We start from the raw sequence: 24,218 nt of genomic DNA, 5'->3' as shown, positions 1-24,218 counted from the left end.
GATTTTGCAGAAGTGGAGCAGCGTGTGCTTGGAAGTGCAAATGTGGTTCCATTTTTAACCAATGGGACGGACAATGATTCCGAGTCAGTTGGTTTTCAGCCTTTAGCAAATGTCTGTGATGGTGTAGCCCCTGTCCGAGTATTTTCTGATGCTACAGAAACGACTTTACTTAGCAGTCATGGAACAATCCAGGCAGGCGTAAATGCGGCTGTTTCAGGGAATGCTGTTAGAGTTGATGCTGGTACCTATGTGGAAAATGTTTTGGTCAACAAAGCCATTTTGATCCGAGGAGCTAATTTTGGCATCAATCCAAATACAGGAACTCGGGTTGCCGAATCCATCTTGAATGGGACGTTCTCATTGCAAAGCAGTGGTATTAACATTGACGGATTTAAAGTAACAGGCGCGGGACCTGCATTTGCAGCAGCTGGTACCGGTCCTTGGAGTGATGTTTCATTGACCAACAATTTTGCAGAAGCCAACACAGGTCAACAGACGATTGTATATGGCTTTGCTTCAGGAGGGGTTACAACATCAATTGGTGCAGAAAACTGGGTTGTGAGTAACAATAGAATTGTCGATGTTCAATCTGCTAATGCAACTGCTATAGCATTATTCAACATTGACGGTCTAGTAATAAATGGAAACGTCATTGAGCACTCAAATACCTCGTTTACAGGTCGTCGTGGAATTAACCTCGACGGCAGTATCAATGTAACTGTTTCAGGAAATACAATTGACATGGGTGATGTTGCTCCTAGCGTGTTGACAATTGCACCTTTTGGTATCCAGATTTCCATGAGTGATAGGGCAGTTTCAAACATTACCATTAGCGGCAACAGCTTTACTAGGGCATATTCCGCAGTTGTGGGTTTGAGTCAGAGAAATCTTTCGGATGTCTTGATTGAAAACAATGAAGTTACTGATGTCTTCAGGGCCTTCACTTTCAACTCAGGTGGGGCTGTACCAAATGCAAGCGGGACCAATATGGCCAATATCACAATTACCGGAAATTTGGTTGAAGCTTCAAATTTTGCAGTTTGGCTCAGAAACCTTCATTCCGCAGCGTTGACTGGCCCTGTTTCATTTACCAATATTAGTGTAACTGAAAATTCATTTACAGGAGGTTCATTTACTGTCGATGCTGATCTCAATGTAACCGATGGCCCTGTTTCAGGAACATGTAACTGGTATGGATCTAGTGACTTCGAAAATGTCGATGTCTCGGTTTCAGGCGCCATTAATTTCATTCCATTCTTGACAAACGGTACAGACAATGAACCATCGGTAATAGGTTTTCAGCCTTTAGCAAATGTCTGTGATGGTGTAGCTCCTGTCCGTGTGTATTCTGATGGGACAGAAACGACTCTGCTCAGTAGCCATGGTACAATTCAAGCAGGCGTAAATGCTGCCGTAACAGGAAATGTTGTCCGAGTTGATGCAGGAACCTTTACGGAAAATGTTTTGGTCGACAAGGCCATATTGATCCGAGGAGCTAATTTTGGCATAAATCCAAATACAGGTACGAGGGTAGCGGAATCCATCTTGAGTGGAACGTTTTCTTTGCGAAGCAGTGGAATAAACATAGATGGATTTAAGGTTACGGGCACAGGAGCTGCATTTGCGGCAGGTGGTACCGGTCCTTGGAGTGATGTTTCATTGACCAACAACATTGCTGAAGGTAATACCGGGCAACAGACAATTGTATATGGATTTGCTTCAGGAGCAGTTACCACTTCGATCGGAGCACAAAACTGGGTTGTGAGTAATAACCTGATTTCTGATATCCAATTGGCAGATGCCACTGCTATTGCTTTGTTTAACATTACAGGGGTAACAATCAGCAACAACACGATCTTACATTCCAATGCCTCTTTTGCACGCCGTAGAGGGATGAATATAGATGGTTCTCGGGATGTTGTCATCAGTGGAAATACGGTCAATCTCGGTTTAGTAAACCCATTGGCCGACAATGCTGCATTTGATGGTGCAAGGTATTCCCTTCAACTTTCTGCAAGCGACCGTTCTGTAAGCAATGTTTCTGTTTCAGGAAACACTTTCGGTGGTGCTTATGATGGCATTATCACTTTGGGCAATGGAGAATTCTCAGGAATAAATTTGTTGTCAAATGAGATTTCAAATGTTGCAATAGGAATCAGAACCCAAGCAGGTTCAAATACAAATGTTGGTTCCCACAGCAATTTTACTATCAGCAACAATAAAATCAGCAGTTCCAACAGGAGCATATTCCTTCAAAGTGGGGGAGCGGGGACATTGGATCCCTACAATGCGATCAGCATAACTGAAAACAGTTTGTTGAGGTCAAGTGTAGGTGCTGCATTGGAAATTGATGCAATAGCGGTAATTACTGATGGAAGCATAGCTGCCAACTGTAACTGGTTTGGTTCAGGTGATTTTGCAGAAGTGGAGCAGCGTGTGCTTGGAAGTGCAAATGTGGTTCCATTTTTAACCAATGGGACGGACAATGATCCTGCGTCAATTGGATTCCAACCAGTTTCAGGCATCTGTAATGGAGTTGAAGGTGATGATAGTTTGGTTGGTTTTTGGAAGATGGACGAAGGAAGTGGAAATATCCTTGTAGACCACTCAGGAAATGTGAATAACGCTGTTATTCAAAACACTAGCGGTGTTTTCTGGTCAGAAGGGATTATAGGGCTTGCAGTCAACCTTAGCGGCAACGGAGGAAGGTTTGGATTGGTACCACATAGCAGTAGTCTTGAAATTGAGGATGCCCTTACTATTTCGGCATGGGTCAAACCAAACGTTGTTGGAAGGAACACAATAATCTCCAAGGCTGATGGAAATGGATTTGAACTATGGCTTGATAACAACGGGCAGATTGAGTTTAGGCTCAACCGTGGAAACAGTGGGACCTTATATCGTTTGAAATCCTCGTATAATTACATTCAAGATGTGGGAGAATGGATTCATGTTGCGGCAACCTTTGATGGAAGTAATAGCAAAATCTTTATCAATGGTGTTGAGGACATTTCAGTATCTTATGCTCCATTTACCATAGGTACCACTTCAGGAAACCTAGTGATCGGTGCTCTTGGAACCATTCAGCGCTTCAATGGGGCAATTGATGACCTTAGACTTTATGGAAGGGCTCTTGAAGAAACTGAAATCTTCGATCTTTACAATGAAGGGCTTTCGATACCAGAGCAACCCCAGCTTCTATCCCCATCAAACGGTAATAATTCGGTATTGGCTTCGGATGTGGTATTGTCATGGTTACCATCTGAATTTGCAAACGGATACAAGATTCAGCTTGCTACAGATGACGATTTCTTGGATATCCTAAGCAACGTTGATGTGGGCAATGTGTTAACATTTAACCCATCGGGACTGAATTCATCGACCCAATATTATTGGAGGGTACTTTCCTACAATGGAAAAGGAGAATCTGATTGGTCTGAAGTATGGACGTTTTCTACTTTGGAAGATACGAATACTGAATTTGGATTGGTTGGTTATTGGAAGATGGACGAAGGAAGTGGAAATATCCTTGTAGACCACTCAGGAAATGTGAATAACGCTGTTATTCAAAACACTAGCGGTGTTTTCTGGTCAGAAGGGATTATAGGGCTTGCAGTCAACCTTAGCGGCAACGGAGGAAGGTTTGGATTGGTACCACATAGCAGTAGTCTTGAAATTGAGGATGCCCTTACTATTTCGGCATGGGTCAAACCAAACGTTGTTGGAAGGAACACAATAATCTCCAAGGCTGATGGAAATGGATTTGAACTATGGCTTGATAACAACGGGCAGATTGAGTTTAGGCTCAACCGTGGAAACAGTGGGACCTTATATCGTTTGAAATCCTCGTATAATTACATTCAAGATGTGGGAGAATGGATTCATGTTGCGGCAACCTTTGATGGAAGTAATAGCAAAATCTTTATCAATGGTGTTGAGGACATTTCAGTATCTTATGCTCCATTTACCATAGGTACCACTTCAGGAAACCTAGTGATCGGTGCTCTTGGAACCATTCAGCGCTTCAATGGGGCAATTGATGACCTTAGACTTTATGGAAGGTCTCTTTCCCCTTCCGAAATTTCTTCTTTGGCAGCGATAGGTTCTGAAGCTTTAAGAATTAGGGCTAATCAATTTCAAAAAAATGGTTCAAATGAAACCCAAGAAAATCCTTCCTCGATGGAGAATAATTCAGAACTGCGGGATACGCCAAAGGTTACCAGGATATATCCGAATCCTGTAATTGACCTTATCAACTTAGAACTTTCCAATAGGGAAGAGGAGAGGGTTGAGATCAGTATCTTTGACATGAAGGGTATCTTGCTCTTGAACCAAGAGTATGACTCCGAAAACGGAACTTTAATCTTGGATATTTCGAACCTTAGACTGAAAACTGGAACCCATGTTCTCTTGGTAAATACCAATGGTCATCAACAGGTATTCAAGTTCCTTAAAAAGTAAACTGATTTGAATCAAAGATTACCAGCCTCCAAAGTCAAAGTTTGATTTTGGAGGCTTTTTTGTGCGGGTTACTTTATTGTTATTGTAACCCATTAATGGTTTTGATTTAGAATTCCATTTAATTGATATACGTAAATACTCAATCCTACCAACAGAATGGATATCCATTTTAATTCTTGTCTTTCGACTGAAATGCCTCGTATATACCTTTCTGGTGGAAGTCGGGGGTCTTCCGACTTCGTCCCTAATGAAGTAGAATACAGGGTTAATGGCAAAGACGAGTATACCCATCATTCTTCAAATGAGTTTCCCAAAACTTCAGCCTGGGGAATTAAAAAATACAGTTACCTCACCCAAACTTCATCGTAAAAACAGTCCTCTGTCCAGGAATTGACTCTACTTCAAGGTTTCCCTTATGCAGGTTCATAATCTGCCTTGAAATGGCCAACCCGATTCCGCTCCCGGTTTTCTTGGTGGTAAAAAATGGTACAAATATGCGTTCCAAGGCCTCAGGGACAATTCCCTCACCATGATCAATCACCTGGATATAGGGAAAGGACTGACTGTTGATCCCTGATTTTAGAAGAATTGTTCTGGTGGTGGCTTTCTCCATCGCTTCTTTGGCATTTTTGATCAGGTTGATAAGGATCATTTGGATGAGGTCCTGGTCAGCCATCAGTTCAAGTTCTTTTGGATGCAATTCCGTTAGGAGTTGGATTCCGGATTTCGCCAATTCTTCCTTCAGGAGAACACAGATATTTTCAAATAACTGCTGAACCGCAAAACGCTTCAATATAGGTTGGGGAATATTGGTATAATCCCTGTACGCATTTACAAAATCTACAAGACCCGTACTGCGCTTGGAGATGGTTTCCAAACCCTCGCAAAGATCGACATAGGAGTCTTTTTCGAGGACCAATTCTCCTGTATCTTCCTCGTGAATATCTTCCTCCAAGATTGTCCCCAACGAATTTGCCAAACTTGCTATTGGCGTCATGGAGTTCATAATCTCATGACGGAGAACTTTCGTCAGATTTTGCCAGGCTTGAAGTTCGTTTTTTTGCAATTCTGAACGGATATTCTGAAAAGAAAGAAGGGTCCAACTGTTTCCCTCCATTTTGAAGGAAGCGGATTGTACGTTGAGATGGATCTCGTTATTGATTTTGATAGAAAATGAACCACCTGGTTTGAGCGAAAGAACACTTTTCAATAAATCTACCGACAACTTCCCCAAGTCATTGATGTCTTTGAACTGAGGGATCTGAAGCAATTGCTTCGCTTCTCCATTGATCACTCCGATGCGACCTTGGCTATCAAAAGACAAAATCCCGGTATTGATATGCTGGATCATGATCTGGAGAAAGAGCATCTGCTCCTCTTTTTCAGCTCTTGTCTTTTTAAAAGCTTCGATTACTTCATTGAAAGACATATTCATTTCCCTGAAGGAATTTCCAAGTTTACTGTCTTTGGTAAATGAAGATGAAAAATCTGAATATCGGATTGATTCCAAAAACCGCGTAATTTTCCTGTTTGTGGTATTTCCATAGGAGATCAGATTGACCATTAGAAAAAATACAATCACTGTAAACAAGATTGTCTGAACCAGTGACTGTTCTCGGAAGAAAAAAAACAGGCCCAAATAGGCAAAACTCACAATGAGCAAAACCCTGACCAATATGCCCATTGCAAATGATTTAAAGCCCATATCTTTCCAGTCTTCGGTAAAGTGATGACCTGGTCAGCCCCAACTCCTCTGCCGCTCTTGTAATATGGCCATTGTGTTTTTGGAGGGCTTTTCTTATCAGAATTTTTTCAACATCCTCAATGTTCAAATGATCGAGACTTACCATTTCCTCTTGTTTCTCCGGAGAAAGCTGTTTTTGCATAAATAAATCCTCAGGTTGAAGGACACCATGGGATGTCATAATTACTGCCCGCTCGATGCTGTGCTGAAGCTCCCGGATATTTCCGGGCCAATGGTATTTTTGCATGCGTTTGATCAGAGCTTCACCGGCTTTGCGGATTTCTTTGTTATATTTTTTGGAATAAACTTCGATGAAATGGTTGGTCAAATGTGGGATATCTTCCAATCTTTCTCGTAATGGCGGCAAGGTGATTTCGATGGTATTGATACGATAAAGAAGATCCTGTCGGAAAGTGTTTTCATACACCATGCTGTGTATCGGCATATTGGTAGCGGATATCAGCCTGATATTGACAGGCGTTGCTTTATTTGCACCTACCCTTGTCACTTCTCTGTTTTGCAATGCTGCCAAAAGCTTGGATTGGAGTGGGAGGGGAAGGTTTCCGATTTCGTCCAAAAATAAAGTCCCTTTGTTAGCCTGCTCAAATCTGCCTGCCCTGTCTTCTTTGGCGTCGGTAAAGGAGCCTCTTTTGTGCCCGAAAAGTTCACTTTCAAATAATGTAGAAGTGATCGATCCCAAGTCCACTCCTACAAATGCTTCTCTGTATCTTTTGGAATGCCGGTGGATAGCACGGGCAATCAATTCCTTTCCTGTTCCGTTTTCTCCCAAAATCAATACATTCGCATCTGTACCGGCAACCCTTTCGATGGTTTCAAATACCTTGACCATTGAAGCGCTTTGCCCTATAATATCTTTGAATTTGCTGTCAATGTCCTGATATAGCTGTTGTTGTTGGTTTTTGAGCTGGGAAATCTCCAGTTTTGATTGCCGTAGTTGAAGTGCTGAATTCAAAGTCGCCAACAGTTTTTCATTCTCCCATGGTTTGAATACAAAGTCGGTTGCCCCTTCTTTTATGGCTTTGACAGCTGTATTGACATCTCCATATGCAGTAATCAATACCACCACCGCAGAAGAATCCAACTCCAAGATTCTGTCTAACCAATAGAAGCCTTCCTGTCCGCTGCTCACATCTTTGGTAAAATTCATGTCCAACAGGATCACGTCATATTGCTCATTGATGATAAGGACAGGAAGAAGGCCTGGATTTGTTTCTGTATCTACTTGTCCAAAATGCCTTTTCAAAAATATTTTGGCGGCTTTCAAAAGGTCCTCGTTGTCATCTACTATGAGGATTTTTCCTGGTTTGTTTTCTTTCATATTTTAAGACGTGAGATTTGAGACGTGAGATTTGAGATTTGAGACATGAGACTTTGGATTTGAGAAAGATGGTAGTAAGATTTTTCAACCAATTCGCCATCTTACGGAGGGGATTTAGAATACTGAAATTCCAACTCTTGATACAGAATCTCAACAGTATGCAACTTTTTAATCCTCCAAACTTTTCAACCTTCCAACATTAATTTTCCAATTTTCCAATTTTTCAATCTTCCAATTCTCCTAGTATCTTCCAAAACTTGTACCGAAATGATACAAACGGACAAAGTGATTTCAAAATCGGTCAATGGATGGAATTTAAGCAGTTTTTATCAAAAGAAGTAAGGGTAATTTTTTAATAATTCTACTCTAGTCATTTCATTTTTTGGTCGCTTGCGGACGTTTTTGTTCGATAAACCTCCCGGTCAAAAACGGATATGCCCTTTTTGAATGTTTTTGAGGGGTTTTGTTGATGGCATGTTAATTGGCAAACACATACCAAAAGAATAACAGAAAATTTACAATGGATAGGAAGATTGAGAAAAAGACCTGGACGCCTAAGTTTATCGGAATAATTGCAGGAGGAGCTTTATTAGTGGGATTTGTTCTGTACCAATTAATATTCGCTGATTCCAGGTCTTCAATGAATGTCAATAAGGATAGAATCACTATTGCCACGGTTATTGAAGGGGAATATACAGATTACATTCCTGTCAGTGGCACCATTGAACCGGGAGAAGTGTTTTTTCTTGATGCCATCGAAAGGGGAAATATCCAACAGATTGTAAGGGAATCAGGCGCCTTGGTAGATATAGGCGATACCATTCTCATACTGACCAACTCCAATCTGCAATTGGATGTCATGCAGCGTGAAACTGACCTTTATTTTCAGATCAACAATCTCCGACAGACGAGATTGCTTCTTGACCAAAACGACCTCAGCCAACAGGGTCAGTTGGCAGAAATTGATTATCAGATCAACCTCCTCAAACCACAATATGAAAGGTTCAAGGAATTGCATAGTAAAAAATTGATTTCCGATAGGGAATTGGAGGAGGTAAAAGAGCAGTATGAATACAATGTAAAAAGGAAAAGATTGACATATGAATCCTACAGGAACGATTCAGTTGCCAGATCTATCCAAAAAAGACAATTGAGGGATTCCGAATCAAGAATGATGCAGTCACTCGATGGAGTAGGCCATATTTTGGATAACCTAGTCGTCAGAGCTCCTATCAAAGGGCAGCTTACCACACAACAGATCGAAGTCGGGCAATCCATCAATGCGGGTGAGCGGTATGGACAGATCGATATCTTGGACAAATTCAAGGTAAAAGTCCAAATAGATGAATTGTACCTGCCAAGAATCAGCACCGGACTGAAGGGAACATTTACATTTTCGGGAAGCAGTTATGAAATCGAAATCGATAAAATTTATCCCAATGTGACTGGAGGAAGATTTGAAGTGGATATGGTATTTACCGGTGAAGCGCCAACGGGAATCCGAAGGGGACAAACCGTACGGATCGGCCTCGAACTCGGTGAAAGCAAACAGGCTATCCTATTGCCAACCGGTGGATTCTATAAGGATACAGGAGGAAATTGGGTCTTTGTGGTGGACGAAGCTACAGGCCGGGCAGAGAAAAGAAATATCCGACTCAACCGCAAAAATCCGGAGCACTACGAAGTCATCGAAGGCCTCAAACCAGGCGATCGCGTCATCGTCAGTGGTTATGAGAATTTTGGAAAGAATGAGGTGTTGAATTTGAAATAAGACGGAAGACGGAAGACAGAAGACGGAAGAGTCCCGGAATTTGAAATTAGTCGTTTAAGTTTGGTTCAATGTGGAAATCATAAGAACAGAAAAATTAAATTGGTTTTGATAATTACTAACCTATTTATTATCAAAATCATATGATGTTCAAATTTGAAAAAATTACAATATGGCAGAAGGCCATGGATTTCGGAGAAAATATACATCAATTGGTGTTGAAATTCCCAAATTTTGAAATGTTCGGATTGTCTTCCCAATCCCGCCGGGCAGCAGATTCTATTGCTTTGAACATTGCAGAAGGGGCAATTGACCAATCAAATCCCGAACAAAAAAGATTTATGGCATATTCAATTAGATCTTTAGCTGAAGTAATTACCTGCTTGCACAAAGCAAAAAGGAGGGGATATATTTCTGATGAAGAATTTCAATTGAGGTATGAGGAGGCTTACAATCTTATGAATATGATGGTAAGCTTCAAAAGAAACATAAAATAAAAACCTATGATGAATATAAATAATTTATCGAAACCAGTGGAAGACCAAGAAAAGTTTAAAATCAAAATTCCCGTCTTCCGTCTTCTGTCTTCCGTCAAAAATTTTCCAAAGAAACTATCTAACAAATAAGAACACACCCTACCCCCCATGCAAAACATCATCAAAACCGTCAACCTCAGAAAACTCTACACCACAGAGGAAGTAGAAACCACCGCACTGGATGATATCCAGATCGAAATCAAAAAAGGCGAATTCGTCGCCATTATGGGTCCGTCAGGTTGTGGCAAATCCACTTTGCTCAACATCATCGGACTACTGGATAATCCTGATTCCGGACAATACTATTTCATCGAAAATGAAGTAGCCAAATTCTCCGAGCGCCAGCGTTCACAGCTGTGAAAAGGAAATATCGGATTTGTATTCCAGAGCTTCAACCTCATCGATGAACTCACTGTATTCGAAAATGTGGAGCTTCCGCTTTTGTACCTCAAAACCCCTGCGGACGAAAGAAAGCGAAGGGTTGAGGAAGTCCTCGGTCGGATGAACATCATGCACCGAAAAGACCATTTTCCGCAACAGCTTTCCGGCGGTCAGCAGCAAAGGGTAGCCATAGCCCGGGCAATTGTAGCCAAACCTTCTGTAATCCTTGCCGATGAACCAACAGGAAACCTAGATTCTGCAAACGGTGAAGAGGTGATGCGGCTTTTGGAAGAACTGAATAACGAAGGTACTACCATCGTAATGGTGACTCACTCCCCACACGATGCGAACTATGCCCACCGTATTATCAACCTATTTGATGGGAAAGTTGTGACTGAAAATATTCGGGAGCAGTTCCATATTTGAAAAACTTGACGGATGTCTGATGACGGGTGACCGATGTTGGCATCCGTCATCGGTCATCGGTCATTTTTACAACTTAATTTTTTATTTAATTAACCATCCTCCAACCACCATGCTCACCAACTATCTCAAAATCGCATTAAGGAGCTTCAAAAAGCACAGATTGACATTTTTAATAATTCTGTTTGGGCTTACTTTGGGCTTGACCACGGTGATTTTGATCATGATGTGGGTCAAAGATGAAGTGAGTATCAACAGGTACCATGCGCTTGGAGATAGAATTTATACGGTATTTACAAACCATGACAATTCCACGGGTGTAAATACTATTGAAATCACTCCTGCAGAAATGGCCGAAGCCATGGAAGCTGAACTTTTTCAAGTGGAAATGGCGGCGGCGATTTCACCCTATATTACAGGTGTTTCTTTTGACGATGGAAAAGATGTGCAGGTCGCAGATGGGTTTTTTGTCGACCAGGAATACCTGGAAATGTTCAGCATTGAGTTTTTGGAAGGAGATAAATCGAAGGCTATGTCAGACATCAACTCGGTGGTTTTGTCAGAATCAACAGCTATCAGAATTTTCGGATCGTCAAAAGATGCCATCGGAAAAAGTTTAAAATGGTCTGTGTTTGAGTTTGGAAACGACGTCATCGTAAGAGGCGTGTATAGGGATTTTGGTTCGTTGGATGTAGACAAACCTGAATTCTTGCTGTCTTTTCCTTACTTCAAAAAAATGCTTGGAGATGGAGCTCATTGGGACAATTTCAATGCAGGAACCTTTTTGTTACTGAGGGAAGGAACGGATATTGATTCCTTTAATGCCCAAATTGCCAATTTCTTAAAGGATAGGAAGACAGAAAGCAATGTGACTCCTTTTGTCCAGGCTTTTGAAGACAATTACCTCTATGGGTCATTTGAAGATGGAAAGGTAGTAGGAGGAAGGATCAATTATGTCTGGATTTTTTCGGCAATTGCATTTTTCATTCTCTTGATTGCCTGTATCAATTTTATGAACCTAACCACTGCCAGGTCCATGAATAGAATCAAAGAGATTGGCGTCAAAAAGTCAATGGGTGCCAGCCGTGGCGGTTTGTTCAGCCAATTTATGGTCGAATCGATGTTGCTCACCTTCTTTGCCATGGTTCTTGCCTTGGTTTTGGCTGCAGTATTACAGCCGTTTTTCAATCAGGTTACGCTCAAAGAACTGAATCTCAATTTGGATTTATCTCAAATCCTCCTACTTGTTTTGATTTGGGCATTTACAGGTTTGCTTGCTGGGATTTACCCTTCGGTTTATTTGTCAAAATTCAAACCAATCCAAATCCTCAAAAGTAACCTCAAGGGAAGCTTTGGGGAGCTTTTGGCAAGAAAAGGATTGGTGGTTTTCCAGTTTTCCATTTCGCTGCTTTTGATCATCGGGATATCGGTGATAGGACGGCAAATGGCTTATATCCAAAACCAAAATCTTGGCTACAACCAATCCCACCTGCTTCAGATCAATTCCTCCTCCCTTTCAGATACCCAACTTGAATCGTTTTTGAATCAGGTTAAAGGAGTTCCGGGGGTGGAAAATGCCTCAAGCTTATCCCATCCCCTCGTAGGATTGATGAGCTCTACTATAGGGTTGAGTTGGGAAGGAAAAGATCCCAAGGAACAGATCAAATTTGAAAACATTACGGTCAACATGGATTTGATCGAGACCATGGATTTTGAAATCTTGGAAGGAAGGCCTTTCTCAAGGGATTTTGGCGATGAAAGTTCCAAGATCATCCTCAATGAAGAAGCGGTGAAGGTAATCGGCCTGAAAGAACCCGTCGGTGCCACGGTGAATCTTTGGGGGAATGATATGGAAGTAATTGGAGTATTGAAAGATTTTCATTTTGAATCCCTGAAAGAAAAGGTAAAACCTGCCTTTCTTAAATATGACAAAGCCTTTGCCCAAAAAATCATCATCAGAATCAATCCCGAAAATCAGCTGGAAACCCTTGCCTCAGTTTCAGGATTGTTTGAAAACCTGAATGCCCAAAAGATGGATTACAGCTTTATGGATGAAGATTTTCAGTCCTTATACCTTCAGGAGCAGCGGATTTCCAAACTAGCCAGGTATTTTGGATTTGTTGCTATTTTTCTTTCTTGTTTGGGATTGTTTGGTCTAGCAGCATTTACGGTAGAAAACCGCAAAAAGGAAATAGGAGTAAGAAAAGTACTAGGAGCATCCGTCAGTCAAATTCTAGGCATGATTGTCAAGGATTTCATGCTTTTGGTGGTGGTAGCCATATTGATTATGGTTCCTTTGGGTTGGTACCTTTCCAATGCTTGGCTTGCGGGATATGCTTACAAAACCAACCTGAGTTGGTGGATTTTTGGCGCATCGGCAATCGGACTCTTGGTCATTGCTATGGTTACCGTCAGTTTTCAGGCTTTCAAAGCAGCAGCAGCAAATCCGGTAAATTCCCTGAGTTCTGAATGATCTTCTTTGATATATCTGATTTTAGAAATTAAAACCGCTAAACTCCATAAACTACAACCACTATGTTAAAAAACTATTTAAAAATCGCATTGAGGGGATTTTCCAAGCACAAACTCACCTTTACCATCAACCTTTTTGGATTGACTTTGGGTCTTTGGGCAGCCGTTTTGATTGGTCTTTGGGTTAAATCTGAATTGGAAATGAACCGACAGTTTGTAGATATAGATCAGGTATATCAGATCATGGAGCATCAAAAGTACGGCCCAGATATTTTTACCACTACCTCGACGCCTGGCCTTTTGGCCAAAGAACTAAAAAATGTCTATCCTGAAATTGAAAAAGCCGCTACCTATTCCTGGAATGAAAGAAACCTGTTTGTCAATGGGGATACCAAAATCAAATTGGATGGATTTTATGCCGGAGAAGATTTTTTGCAAATCCTACAATATGGAATACTCCATGGGGACCGTGAAAGAGCACTTTCAGAAAAAAACCATATTGTTTTGACCAAAGATGCCGCGGTCAAGCTTTTTGGAAAATCAGATGTCATCGGGGAAACAGTCGTGATGAAAGAATCAGGAAGCGAGGCTTCTTTTATTGTCCAAGGGGTTTTGGAAACACTGCCAAATTCCAGTTTGGCAGATTTTGAATATATTCTTCCATTTCAGTTTATGTTTGAAAAACCCTACAATTCATGGTTAAGTGAGTGGGGCAACAACGGTCCAAGTACCATTGTCAAACTGAACAAAGAGTCCGATTGGAAAGCTTTTTCTGCCAATCTTGAAAATTTTATCGTCGAGAGAAATGAGGGAAGTAATGTCAAACTATTTGCATATCCTCAAAAGGAACTTTACCTGCATGGCAAATTTGAAGACGGCATCCAACAAGGCGGTAGAATCGAATATGTAAAGTTGTTTGCTGTGATCGGACTGTTTGTGTTGCTGATTGCCTGCATCAATTTTATGAACCTTTCCACAGCAAAATCCCAAAAAAGAGCCAAGGAGGTTGGGGTGAGGAAAGTAGCCGGTGCCGGAAAAAACGCATTGGTTTACCAGTTTTTGAGCGAATCTCTTTTGATTACATTGTTTGCTTCTGTCTTGGCATTGCTGCTCGTCCAACTGACGCTTCCGGTTTTCAATAACCTAACGGGCAAAACAATGGAAATTCCTTATTCTGACCCCAATTTCTGGCTGCAGTTTCTTGGCGTCGTCCTTTTTACAGGATTAGTCGCGGGTAGCTATCCGGCATTTTATCTTTCTGCTACCAAAGTAGTGAATGTGTTTAGAAGCCACACCGCAGCGGGCAAGGGGATAGTAATAGCTAGAAAAGGACTTGTACTTTTCCAGTTTACGCTTGCGACCATTTTGATTGTTTCTACAGTAGTGGTCTATCAGCAGATCGGTTTTGCCCTAAAACAGGATTTGGGTTATGAGAAAGAACAGCTTTTGGTTCTTCCTTTAGAAGGTAAATTGACAGAAAATTATGATGTCTTCAAAAACCGGTTGACTCAGAATCCGGACATTCTTTCCGTTTCCAGATCCACCCACAACTTGTTGGGAAGAAATTCCAATACAGGAAATGTGAGTTGGGAAGGAAAAGATCCTGATTTTACCGCCTTGTTTGAAATTATGAGGGTGGACTATGACTTCTTGGAGGCTACCGGAATGAAACTGATCAAAGGGGAAGATTTCAATACTGTCAAAGGTGCGGATTCCGTTCAGGGAGCGATCATCAACAGGAGAGCTTATGAACTTATCACACAGGACAACCCGGATGCAGTTTCTTTCAATATGTGGGGAGAAGACCGTAACATCACAGGAGTTGTGGAAGATTTTCACTTTCAAAGTTTTCACCAAAGCATGGAGCCTGTGGTTATCCTTTTGGATAAATCTTTTGCTACAAATGCATTCGTAAGGCTGGGTACGGGCGATATTCAGAATGCCATAGCTTCCATCAAATCCCTGTCAGAGGAGATAAACCCCGATTTTCCTTTTCAGTACACCTTCATGGATGAAAATTATGCCAAATTGTACAATGAGGATTTGAGAATCAGGGACTTGGCAAAGTACTTCAGCATCTTGACCATTTTGATTTCATGCTTGGGATTGTTTGGCCTGTCTGCCCACGTAGCCGAACAAAAAACCAAGGAAATAGGCATCCGAAAGGTTTTGGGTGCATCCACGGCATCTATACTCCATGTGATCAACAGGGAGTTTATCACCATTGTGGCTGTAGCGATAGTGATCGGTTCAGGAGTAGGTTATTGGCTGATGCAGGATTGGCTTTCAGGCTATGCTTACAAGATCGATTTTGAATGGTGGTTTATTCCTTTGGCCGCAGGGGTGATATTGAGTATAGCTTACTTCACAGTCACCATGCAAGCACTGAAAGCCGCCCAGGTGAATCCGGCGAGTACGCTTAAAAGTGAGTAATTGAACAGTTGAGAAAACTTTTATAAAAATACCAAGCAAAAGAGTATCTGGAAACACGGGTATATTAAAGTAGGAATTGAAAATTCATTCAATGTTGAAGAAAACTTTCAAGCATTCAGGTTTTCCAAATCGTCTAAATCTCGTAATCTTCCGGATGCTCTTTTGTATTTCTTTAAATTTTCAATGCTTATAAAATTTACCTTAAGACCTTCAATATCTAAAATGAATTTTTCTTCAAAGCAATTTTTAAAATCAACACCATCAATTTTTGTCAAAATATCAATCCTCAAAGGTGGATAGCCTAGTTGTATAACGTTGCCTAATTTTAAAAAATCTGCTTCTTTAAGATTGAAAGAAGAAAAACCAAAATCATTTACCGTTTTTAACACTTTTAACACGTTTTCCTCAGTAGCGTTGATCCATATGTCGAGATTCACGGTATATCTAGGATATCCATGTACACCTACGGCATACCCCCCTACGATTAAATACTCAACTTTATTTTAAATAAGTAATTGTACAAACTCTTTGAAGTCTTTGCTCAGCATCTTTATTAAATCTCATGAATTGCTCTCGTAAAAATTCAATTGCTTCAAGCCTCTCCTTTGGACTCTTTTGGGACCAATAGGTGAAATCTGAAGAATCATTTTCCAAGGTGGTTATTTTTATAACTTTTTCCATTATCTAAAGATACTCACTTTTTTCAATCCAAAAACCAAACCTCCCAATCCGATTAATGCACAGATTCCAAACCAGAATATGGGATCATACCTGTCTGTAAAAAGTCTATATCCGGCGGTAAAAAGAAACAAAACCAATCCTGTGATCTCCCATGATTTTTGGTCTTCGAGCCTGTTTGGTCTGTCAAGAACTACGGGTAGATTAACCAAAGTCCGAAGTTCATTCCAATGCCAAACCAACAAAACGGTATTGGCAAACAACATCATACCTGTGATGACAGGGGTGTAATTGAAATCCATGGAAATTGTAATCACAAATACATTGAGGATAATCGGGAAATTGACTACGGCGCCCAATTTTGCGTATCGCTGTGTCATCATTAGCAGCCCGGCAATCAACTGCCCCCATCCGATAAACTGCCAATAAATCCCTGTTCGGTACATGGTTTCAAAAAAATGAAATGCTGTTCCAAAAGCTTCATTTTCGCCGCTTTCAGTGGTAAACCTTAATCCCTTGATTTTGATCAGACTGGCAAATACAAATCCGCCTCCCAATAGGTATCTAGTGTAGATGATGACAAGCTGTGCCAAAAAGTTTTCCTTGATTTTCTCCATAGTTCGCATTATCCAAAGCTTACTCCATATCTCCAAATGACCTCGGTATATGATACAAATTCTTGCTGAATGTTACAGATTTGATAAATTTTATTTACGTTTTATTTGAATTAAAAGGTCATTTAGGGGAGGGCTTAAAATTCGTCCGCCCATGAACAAAATTGTTCGGCATTCCGAGTTCTTTTTAGCCAAACAGCCCTTATTCATTGAATTTTAGAGGTTTTGGATTGGCATATCAATGGTTAGGGTATATATGCTTCGCGATATACATTGAAATATACTTTGTGAAATATAGTAGATATATGCTGCGCGATATAAATGGATATAATGCCTTCGGCGATACTAAAAGGATATATGCTGCGCGATATAAAGTTGATATAGGCTTCGCGATATAAATGGTTATAATCCTTCGGCGATATAATTTCTACAATCATGGTTATTTTAGAATATAATATCCATCAATATCCAATATCTATGAATATCTCACTGATAGCAATGAAACAAAATATTTCCATTTATTTCTATGTATTTCTACCATATATCATTGAACAATAACCAAATAACCAAATAACCAAATAACCCAATAACCATTAACCACCATTAACCACGATAAATTATGATCAAAAACTACTTTCTAACCGCCTGGAGAAATATCAAAAGGCAAAAATCTTTTTCTGCCATCAACATTTTTGGTTTGGCGATAGGTTTGGCTTGTTGTCTGATTTTATTGGCTTTTGTGAGGCAGGAATTGAGTTATGACCATTTTCATACCAATTCTGACAGGATATTCAGAGTCGCCCAAAGGGTGGATGGTAACCAAAATTGGGCATGGACAGGTGGCGCAGTGGCTCCAATGATGGTAAAAGAATTTGACCAGGTTGAAAGTGCAGTCAGGATCCACCGTACCAGTACCTACCTCAGACCTGCCGATGGGTCAAATCAGGGAGAGAGTTTTAGGGAAGAAAAATTCACTTTTGCGGATGAAGGTTTTTTTGAGGTTTTTGATTTCCCATTGCTGAGTGGGATCACAACCGGAGTTTTGGATGATCCATTTCAGATTTTGTTGACTGAATCCATGGCCAAAAAATACTTTGGTAAGGAGGATCCGATTGGTAAAAGTTTGATTTCGACAGGTGATTTTGAATTTGTGGTCAAAGGCGTTTTGAAAGATTTGCCCTCAAATACACACCTGGACTTCGATTTTATAACATCCCTCAATTCCTTCAAAGCCACAGAAAGCTATCCGCTGACTGCTGAATTCGGGAGTTTTTGGTGGCCGAATTGTTACACCTATGTAAAATTGAAAGACCCTTCCGATGTCCATTTTGTCAACAGCGGCACCATGGAAGCTTCCAAAAAAGCAAGGTCCGAGGAGGAAGCCAAAAAGTACATTCCATTTTTACAGCCTATCACAGACATCCATTTGGACAATTCCTATCAAAGTGAACTGAGTCCAAGTACACCCAAGTCCACTGTTTACATTTTCTTAAGCATAGGGATTTTTATTTTGATTTTGGCCTGCATCAACTTCATCAACCTTTCCACTGCCCGTGCCATCAAGCGGATGAAGGAAATCGGAATACGGAAAGTGACAGGCGCCAAAAAATCACAATTGGTCCTGCAGTTCTTTACGGAATCATTTCTCGTCAATGTGTTCGCAATGGTTTTGGCACTGGTTCTGGTTGAGATATTGTTGCCGGTGTTCTCCGGATTGCTGCAACAGGAGATTCCTTTCAACCTTTTTGAAGATCGTCAAGTTTGGATGTTTCTTTTGATCACTTTGGCGGTTTCGACCTTTTTGTCGGGATTTTTTCCGGCATTGTACCTTTCTGGATTGAAACCAAATCTGATTTTGAAGGGAACTACTTTTCAGTCCAATAAGAGTGCCTTGAGACAAAGCTTGGTTGTGCTGCAGTTTGTGATGTCGGGAATCTTGGTGTTTTGCGCCACGGTGGCCTTTTTCCAACAATCTTATATGCGCAAAGCTGATTTGGGTTTTGATAGGGAAAATATCCTTGCAATATCAATGGGGGAAGTATCACGATCAAATAGGGAAAGTCTTACCAACGCTTACAAGCAGTTTTCATTTGTCGAAAATGTCCTTGGATCAAGCGCCCGGCCGGGAGTAGATGCAGGTTGGGGTCCGCAGTTTTCCTATGAAGGTCAAAATCCGAATGACCAGAATTGGATCAACCAACAGTATATAGATTTCAATTATTTTGAGACCATAGGTGTAGAGATGGTTGCAGGAAGGGAATTTTCTTCTGAATTCAACGACAAAGGGGATGCTTTCAAAATGAGGGAAATTTTTCCTGCCATCCGAAATGGTGGATTTATCATCAATGAATCACTTGCGAAGATGATGGGCCTTTCTCCTGAACAAAGCCTGGGAAAACCTATAGAAGTATTTACAGAAGAAAACGGAGAACGTTTTATGGATTTTCGTGGAAATGTGGTCGGTGTGGTCAAAGATTATCAAACCTCTGACTTGCGGTTTGAGATACAGCCAACCATCTACTCGCCTGTTCAAAATGGGAATTCTGATAACAGTTCGCACCTTTTGGTCAAAATCATCAGTGAGGATATTCCACAAGCCACAGCAGCCTTGTCTTCCAAATGGAAAGAAATCAATCCTTCAATTCCCTTTGAGTATTCGCTTTTGGAAGAGAGTCTTGTCAGGCAATACGACAGGGAAACAAGGCTGAGCAACTTGTTGGGACTTTTCGCATTGTTGACTTTGCTGATTTCAAGTTTGGGTTTGCTTGGCTTGTCCATTTTTATGGCGGAGGGAAGGAGAAAGGAAATCGGAATCCGAAAAGTGATGGGTGCGAGTCCTCTTTCCATTGTCCACCAATTGACCAAAGATTTCCTAAAGCCGGTCATTGTTGCCATTGTTTTGGCTTTACCGATTGGGTATTATATCATGGAAACTTGGCTGGAACAGTTTGCAAATAAGGTACAGATGCAGGTTGGGTTTTTTGTACTTACTGCTGCTGTTGCTATTCTGATTGCTTGGCTGACTATCGCTATCCAGTCTTGGAGAGCTGCTTCTGATAATCCGGCGGATTCACTTAAATCGGAATAAAATGATATATACTTCGGGAAATATGGTTGATATATGCTTCGCGAAATATTGAAAACGATATATGCTTCGCGATATAATTGGATATAATGCCTGCGGCGATATTGGAAATGAAATATGCTGCGCGATATAAATTGATATATGCTACGCGAAATATTGATATATACATGCTCTGCCGCGGCAGACAGGTTCGCGATATAAATGGATATAATGCCTTCGGCGATATTGAAATGATATATGCTGCGCGATATATATAGAAATAATGCCTTCGGCGATATAATTTTCCACAATCACGGCTATTTTGGAATTTAATATCCATGAATATCCAATATCCACAAATATCCATTAAAGAATATTTCAAAAATATTTCAATTTATTTCTACCATATATCTACCATATTTCATAGAAGCTTAATAAGTTTCACCTATTCCTATTCCAATAAATTTTCAAATTATTGGTGGACCTACCTGAGGCAATAATCTCGGGCTTGCCATCGCCATCCAGGTCAGCAACCTGCAGGTCTTCAGTGGCCATCCCGTTTTTATCAATCCAATGGACAGCGAATTTTTCAAAGGAACCTGATTGAGGAATATAAATCCTGATTCCAAAATCGCCTTCTTTGTTTGCCACGCGCCATCCACCCACTATCTGATGGCTACCATTGCCCAAAAAATCTCCCCAACCCAAAGCGTGACCTTCTGCCAAAGTACTGTCCAAGGCTGTCCTGATTTGATTTTCGGAAGAAAAATCCATCATCTCATAGGCCACCACCATGTTTCCATGCATGGGTTCAACTGTTGCCAAGGCTTTTTTTCCATTCGGTAATTGTTGAAATCGGACCTCACCGACTGCATGGTCTTTGACCAAGCGTTCAACTTGGGAATGGCTTGTCCATTTTCCCTCCTTAAATGAAAAGACTTTCACTCCCTCTCTTCCACCTATCAAAATGGATTCACCTGATCCATCTCCCAAGTCTGCAATGTCCATGTTGTGAGTCAGGTGCAGAGATGCGTCAATGGTTTCGGTGGTCCAGGTTCCGTTGGGGTCTTTTGGTGGTTGGTAAGCCATAACCTTCACGCCTGCACCTTGGCCCATCCTATTGCCACGGCCATGAAGGGGGAGGACGATTAGTTGGTAGTTATTGGCATTGGTTTTTGCCCAGCGCATCCTGTGCGTTGTCGGTTCATGGTGAAGTTTGACAGCAGTCCATTTTTGGGTAGGATCCTCAGGCCGAACCAGGTAATGCACCGACCCGGATTTTTCGGGATCAGTTGTTTCTGAGGGATTCCATTGCGCACCAACTGCCACTTCAACTTTTCCGTCCCCATTGATATCACGTGCGGCAATGCAGACATTGTCAAATTCAGTCAGGTTTTCGATCATCACAAACCGTTTCCAGTCTCCGTTTCTGTACCAGACAAATTGTTTTTTGTCAGCCAATAAGATATCCGGCTTGCCATCTCCGTCAACATCCCCGATGGCAAGGCCATATCCGATCGCAACCTTATCGTCAATCGTCTGCGCCTCAAAAGTCGGTTGCAAACCAACTTGAGCGATTTGGAGAAAAAGAAATATTAGGATCGTCAACATAGGCTGTATTTTGGATATTAGTAAATATAATAAAATTGGGAGAAGTAGTGAAGTGACCGGAATGAGGGATTGTTATCCTGCTTCGGCAGAAGTTGGACACATTATTTTTGTGTTTCAAAATTCTCCCGCAGATAGTGCAGATTGCCGCAGAAAAACGTGCCGTCACTCTGATCCGCCAGGGGGGGGAGAAGAGTCTATCTCCCATGCTTGTGTCTGCACAAACATTCAAAGTCTTTATCCTGAATCTCCAGAAGTTGGACACATTATTTTTGTGTTTCAAAATTCTCCCGCAGATAGCGCAGATAGCCGCAGAAAAATGGACTGTCACTCTGATCCGCCAGGGGGGAGAAGAGTCTATCTCCCATGTTTGTGTCTGCACAAACATTCAAATTCTTTATTCTGAATCTCCAGAAGTTGGACACATTATTTTTGTGTTTCAAAATTCTCCCGCAGATAGTGCAGATTGCCGCAGAAAAACGTGCCGTCACTCTGATCCGCCAGGGGGGAGAAGAGTCTATCGCCCATGCTTGTGTCTGCACAAACATTCAAATTTCTTTATTCTTCTTCTCCTCAAGCCCTATCTTTTTTTACCACAATGGTCTCCAAGGTTTCGCCAAGGATCGCAATGTTCCAACCTTACTTTGTTTTTTCTCTGTGGGCACTGTGAACTCTGTGGTGATTTTATTTTTCACCGCCATGGCCGCCAGGTTTTCGCAAAGGCTCGCATTTGCAGAATGATTTTACCAATTAGATTATAAAGGGAGAAATTATTTGTATTAAAATTATAGAGGATATGATTTGATTTAAGCAATAGAATTGAAGTTTGACGGCAATTTTCTTACCCCAATATGAATTATTAAAATATGACCATGGATTTATAGATGTTGAAACCAAAAATCCAATTGAACGAATTAATCAATTGGAAAATATAAAGCCCAACCAAATGAATTTGATTTCACTTACATTTCAAACAACCGAACGAAATAAGTGAAAAATTAATGGATTTTTTATTCCCGCCTGCAGAGTAATAAATAGGTATGACATTGACCTGGGTGGGATTTGTAATTCCCCATGTTGAAAATAAAATGGGAAATTCACTTTCGGCCTTAACCCATTGATTATTTGATTTGTGCTGCTTAAAGATTTTATATTAAAATAAAGCCGACTTGGTTTTTGCCCATTTGCGGACAAAAATGTTCGGACAGAAACCCTGTGATTTTTCAAAAGATGCCTTTTTTCAACAATAATGAAGTTTTCTTGTGGCATGGAAGTGGGATAATGTGAAATGATGAATTTGGTATAAACTTCACTCTGAACGTATGGAAGAGTCTCAATTGTAAATAGATCCTTCGCTACACTTAGAATGACGGATTCCTATAACTCGACAACCCGACAACCATTATTACAATTATAACCACATTAAAACTACAACCACTTTAATTTTCCTACTATGTTCAAAAACATCTTCAAAACCGCAATTAGGAGTTTTTGGAAAACCAAAACCATTTCTCTTATTAATGTACTCGGCCTTTCCTTGGGTATAGCGATATGTATCATCATTTCCCTGTTTTTGTTCAATGAACTGAGTTATGACAAGCACCATGCCAATGCTGAGAGAATTTATAGGGTAAAGTCCGAGATAATATTCGGCGGAGACAATTTCAATATGATCCAATGCCCTGCACCCATGGCGGAAGCTTTGCCTCTTGAGGTTCCAGAGGTAGAGGCAGCTGTTCATTTTAGGAGTCAAGGATCTTTTTTGGTCAAAAGAGAAGAAGATAACATCAAGGAAAATGATGTTGTCTATGCCGGAAAGGACTTTTTCAAAGTTTTTACTGTACCCTTATTGGAAGGCAGTGCTGAAGGTGCTTTGGACGAACCCAATACCATGGCCATCAGCAAGAGGACAGCAAATAAGTTTTTTCCAAATGAAAGTGCATTGGGAAAAAGCCTGATTTTGGACAATAAAACTGACTATAAAATCACCGCAGTTTATGAAGATATGCCGGTCAACAGTCATTTTCACTTCGACCTGATTTTAGCTACTGCCGGATTGGAAGAAGCCAAATCCACTTTTTGGCTTAGCAATAATTTCCCTACATATATATTACTTCATGAAGGAGCTGATCCCGTAGCTGTTAATGACAAACTCAAACAATTGATTCAAAAACATGTAGCTCCGGCACTGAGTCAGGTCTTGGGGGATGATTTTACTTTGGAAAATTTTCAGGCAACCGGAAACAAGATTGACTATTTACTCCAGCCAATGCTTGATATTCACCTTAGGAGTAACCTTCAGGGTGAGTTTGAACCCAATTTCAGCATTTTATACATCTATATGTTTTCGGCAGTTGCGGTCTTTATCCTGCTGATTGCCTGCATCAATTTTATGAACCTTTCCACAGCAAGGTCATCGAGCCGTGCCAAGGAGGTTGGCGTCAGAAAAGCACTTGGGTCAAGCAAAAAGGATTTGATGTGGCAATTTTTGACCGAGACATTTTTGATGAGTTTATTCTCTTTTGTAATTGCACTTTTGATTGCAAGCCTGCTATTGCCATTTTTCAATGACCTTGCCAATAGGAAATTGCAAATACCTTATTCCAGTTTCTTATTTTACCCCGAATTATGCATTAGAATATGTAAATGGGAGGCTTAGGTTGGAGATTTGAGAGAATATTCCATCCATCCAAGGCC

General features: G+C 40.8%; 13 protein-coding genes and 1 pseudogene. 9 read left to right on the top strand and 5 right to left on the bottom strand.

Going from position 1 to position 24,218, the window contains the following annotated elements:
- Positions 1 to 4,461, top strand: a 4,461-nt coding sequence (locus MMU07_RS20515; RefSeq protein WP_241128480.1) for a LamG-like jellyroll fold domain-containing protein, incomplete at its 5' end; no start/stop codon positions are given.
- Positions 4,462 to 4,810: 349 nt separating this feature from the next.
- Here MMU07_RS20515 and MMU07_RS20510 read toward each other — a convergent pair.
- Both MMU07_RS20510 and MMU07_RS20505 read right to left on the bottom strand, forming a co-directional pair.
- The gene (locus tag MMU07_RS20510; protein WP_241128479.1) at positions 4,811 to 6,166 is read right to left on the bottom strand and encodes a sensor histidine kinase; all 1,356 of its coding nucleotides are present in this window, start codon (positions 6,164 to 6,166) and stop codon (positions 4,811 to 4,813) included.
- The gene (locus tag MMU07_RS20505; protein ID WP_241128478.1) at positions 6,156 to 7,544 is read right to left on the bottom strand and encodes a sigma-54-dependent transcriptional regulator; all 1,389 of its coding nucleotides are present in this window, start codon (positions 7,542 to 7,544) and stop codon (positions 6,156 to 6,158) included. The genes MMU07_RS20510 and MMU07_RS20505 overlap by 11 nt, the downstream gene beginning before the upstream one ends.
- Positions 7,545 to 8,064: 520 nt before the next feature.
- Between MMU07_RS20505 and MMU07_RS20500 the strand changes: the two genes are divergently transcribed.
- The 5 genes and pseudogenes from MMU07_RS20500 (at position 8,065) to MMU07_RS20480 (ending at position 15,557) form a co-directional block, all read left to right on the top strand.
- Positions 8,065 to 9,315: an efflux RND transporter periplasmic adaptor subunit gene (locus MMU07_RS20500; protein WP_241128477.1), complete on the top strand. Its 1,251-nt coding sequence runs from the start codon at positions 8,065 to 8,067 to the stop codon at positions 9,313 to 9,315.
- Positions 9,316 to 9,455: 140 nt separating this feature from the next.
- On the top strand, positions 9,456 to 9,809 hold the full coding sequence (locus MMU07_RS20495; RefSeq protein ID WP_241128476.1) for a four helix bundle protein: 354 nt from the start codon (positions 9,456 to 9,458) through the stop codon (positions 9,807 to 9,809).
- 147 nt (positions 9,810 to 9,956) lie between these two features.
- Positions 9,957 to 10,655: pseudogene (locus MMU07_RS20490) on the top strand (ABC transporter ATP-binding protein).
- Between the two features lie 109 nt (positions 10,656 to 10,764).
- Positions 10,765 to 13,125, top strand: a complete 2,361-nt coding sequence (locus tag MMU07_RS20485; protein WP_241128475.1) for an ABC transporter permease — start codon at positions 10,765 to 10,767, stop codon at positions 13,123 to 13,125.
- A gap of 62 nt (positions 13,126 to 13,187) precedes the next feature.
- A complete protein-coding gene (locus MMU07_RS20480) occupies positions 13,188 to 15,557 on the top strand; it encodes an ABC transporter permease (protein WP_241128474.1) in 2,370 nt (789 codons plus the stop codon).
- Between the two features lie 107 nt (positions 15,558 to 15,664).
- Here the strand turns inward: MMU07_RS20480 and MMU07_RS20475 are convergent, their stop codons facing one another.
- Both MMU07_RS20475 and MMU07_RS20470 read right to left on the bottom strand, forming a co-directional pair.
- A complete protein-coding gene (locus MMU07_RS20475) occupies positions 15,665 to 15,955 on the bottom strand; it encodes a hypothetical protein (RefSeq protein WP_241128473.1) in 291 nt (96 codons plus the stop codon).
- 282 nt (positions 15,956 to 16,237) lie between these two features.
- Positions 16,238 to 16,852: a hypothetical protein gene (locus MMU07_RS20470; protein WP_241128472.1), complete on the bottom strand. Its 615-nt coding sequence runs from the start codon at positions 16,850 to 16,852 to the stop codon at positions 16,238 to 16,240.
- A gap of 616 nt (positions 16,853 to 17,468) precedes the next feature.
- On the opposite strand from MMU07_RS20470, the gene MMU07_RS20465 reads away from it, so the two are divergent.
- The gene (locus MMU07_RS20465) at positions 17,469 to 19,937 is read left to right on the top strand and encodes an ABC transporter permease (protein WP_241128471.1); all 2,469 of its coding nucleotides are present in this window, start codon (positions 17,469 to 17,471) and stop codon (positions 19,935 to 19,937) included.
- A 417-nt stretch (positions 19,938 to 20,354) separates the two neighbouring features.
- Here MMU07_RS20465 and MMU07_RS20460 read toward each other — a convergent pair whose 3' ends face one another.
- Positions 20,355 to 21,524 carry an FG-GAP-like repeat-containing protein gene (locus tag MMU07_RS20460; protein ID WP_241128470.1) on the bottom strand — a complete coding sequence of 390 codons (1,170 nt, stop codon included), beginning with the start codon at positions 21,522 to 21,524 and terminating at the stop codon, positions 20,355 to 20,357.
- Positions 21,525 to 21,938: 414 nt separating this feature from the next.
- Here MMU07_RS20460 and MMU07_RS20455 point away from each other — a divergent pair, with 414 nt between their 5' ends.
- Both MMU07_RS20455 and MMU07_RS20450 read left to right on the top strand, forming a co-directional pair.
- Positions 21,939 to 22,262 carry a hypothetical protein gene (locus MMU07_RS20455; RefSeq protein WP_241128469.1) on the top strand — a complete coding sequence of 108 codons (324 nt, stop codon included), beginning with the start codon at positions 21,939 to 21,941 and terminating at the stop codon, positions 22,260 to 22,262.
- Positions 22,263 to 22,974: 712 nt separating this feature from the next.
- The gene (locus MMU07_RS20450) at positions 22,975 to 24,180 is read left to right on the top strand and encodes an ABC transporter permease (protein WP_241128468.1); all 1,206 of its coding nucleotides are present in this window, start codon (positions 22,975 to 22,977) and stop codon (positions 24,178 to 24,180) included.
- Positions 24,181 to 24,218: the final 38 nt, after the last annotated feature.

It is taken from the genome of Cognataquiflexum nitidum, assembly GCF_022538055.1.
GTDB lineage: Bacteria > Bacteroidota > Bacteroidia > Cytophagales > Cyclobacteriaceae > Cognataquiflexum > Cognataquiflexum nitidum.
Note: the sequence above shows the minus strand (reverse complement) of the source record. Positions and strands in the feature narration are given on the sequence as shown.

Bases quoted from the DNA above. Each gene is read 5' to 3' on its own strand.
- MMU07_RS20510 (WP_241128479.1), bottom strand. From the start codon at position 6,166: ATGGGCTTTAAATCATTTGCAATGGGCATATTGGTCAGGGTTTTGCTC.
- MMU07_RS20505 (WP_241128478.1), bottom strand. From the start codon at position 7,544: ATGAAAGAAAACAAACCAGGAAAAATCCTCATAGTAGATGACAACGAG.
- MMU07_RS20500 (WP_241128477.1), top strand. From the start codon at position 8,065: ATGGATAGGAAGATTGAGAAAAAGACCTGGACGCCTAAGTTTATCGGA.
- MMU07_RS20495 (WP_241128476.1), top strand. From the start codon at position 9,456: ATGATGTTCAAATTTGAAAAAATTACAATATGGCAGAAGGCCATGGAT.
- MMU07_RS20485 (WP_241128475.1), top strand. From the start codon at position 10,765: ATGCTCACCAACTATCTCAAAATCGCATTAAGGAGCTTCAAAAAGCAC.
- MMU07_RS20480 (WP_241128474.1), top strand. From the start codon at position 13,188: ATGTTAAAAAACTATTTAAAAATCGCATTGAGGGGATTTTCCAAGCAC.
- MMU07_RS20470 (WP_241128472.1), bottom strand. From the start codon at position 16,852: ATGGAGAAAATCAAGGAAAACTTTTTGGCACAGCTTGTCATCATCTAC.
- MMU07_RS20465 (WP_241128471.1), top strand. From the start codon at position 17,469: ATGATCAAAAACTACTTTCTAACCGCCTGGAGAAATATCAAAAGGCAA.
- MMU07_RS20460 (WP_241128470.1), bottom strand. From the start codon at position 21,524: ATGTTGACGATCCTAATATTTCTTTTTCTCCAAATCGCTCAAGTTGGT.
- MMU07_RS20450 (WP_241128468.1), top strand. From the start codon at position 22,975: ATGTTCAAAAACATCTTCAAAACCGCAATTAGGAGTTTTTGGAAAACC.